The following is a 1,118-nucleotide window of genomic DNA, read 5'->3' on the forward strand; positions in this document are numbered from 1 at the left end:
CTAGTGCATTGCATCATTGAATTGGCACCCCAAGTGTGTTCAGATGCAGGTCATGGGCAAAATGAATCTGACCGATACCGAACGCGAGCAACTGCTGTCGGCGGCGCGCAGCCGAACGGTGCGTGCGGCGGACGTACGACGCGCGAAGTTGATCCTGATGCTCGAGGACGGCGAATCGCGCGACAGCATCATGCGCACACTGGGTTGCGACTCGCGCTTCATCGCGCGCTGGTCGGGGCGCTTTCTTAGCGAGCGACTGTCTGGCATGTACGCCCGACATCCCGGGCGCGCTCCCAAGCAGCCGCCAGCCAGACTTGAGGCGCGTGTGCTCAACCGTACTCTCAAGCACAAACCCGCCGACGGCTCGACACACTGGAGCAGCTATAAGCTTGCGGCAGAGCTTGGCGACGTGTCGGTCTCGACCGTGCAGCGCATCTGGCGCAAGCATGGGGTCAAGCCGCAGAAGTTGGAGCGGCACATGGTCTCCAACGACCCGGACTTCGAGGCCAAAGCAGCCGACGTGATCGGGCTTTACCTGAACCCGCCGGCGCACGCAGCGGTGTTCTGTGTGGACGAGAAGACCGCGATTCAGGCACTCGACCGCAAGGACCGGATGCTGCCGCTGTCGCCGGGGCGCGCCGAGAGTCACGGCTTCGAGTACAAGCGCAACGGCACGCTCAGCCTGTTCGCGGCGTTCAATACTGCGACCGGCGAGGTGCTGGGCAAAACAGCGCCGCGCCACACCAGCGAACAGTTTGTGGCCTTCCTGACCGACGTCGTGGCCAGCCAGCCCAAACGCAGAGAAATCCATGTCATCTGTGACAACGTGAGTAGCCATAAGACGGAGCGGGTGGCCACCTTCCTCAACGCGCATCGCAACGTACGTCTGCACTTCACGCCGACCTATTCGTCGTGGCTTAACCAAGTGGAAAACTGGTTCTCGCGCATCCAGCGTGATGTGATCGCCCGTGGCATCTTCACTTCAGTAAAAGATCTGGATCGCAAACTCATGCATTACATCCGCGAGCACAATAAACATCCAAAGCCGATCAAGTGGAAGTATGACGATCCTTCACGTCGAATCCGCCAGGTGCCAAATCAATGACGCAGTCGACTAG

Annotated in this window: 1 protein-coding gene; it reads left to right on the plus strand. The window is 60.1% G+C overall.

The genetic code is table 11. The features are described from left to right. The first annotated feature begins 43 nt into the window (after positions 1 to 43). Entirely contained in the window at positions 44 to 1,105 is a 1,062-nt protein-coding gene (locus NCR35_RS27975; RefSeq protein ID WP_250479767.1) for an IS630 family transposase, read from the plus strand. The last annotated feature ends 13 nt before the right edge of the window (positions 1,106 to 1,118 follow it).

This window comes from Caballeronia sp. AZ10_KS36, assembly GCF_023631105.1.
Lineage (GTDB): Bacteria > Pseudomonadota > Gammaproteobacteria > Burkholderiales > Burkholderiaceae > Caballeronia.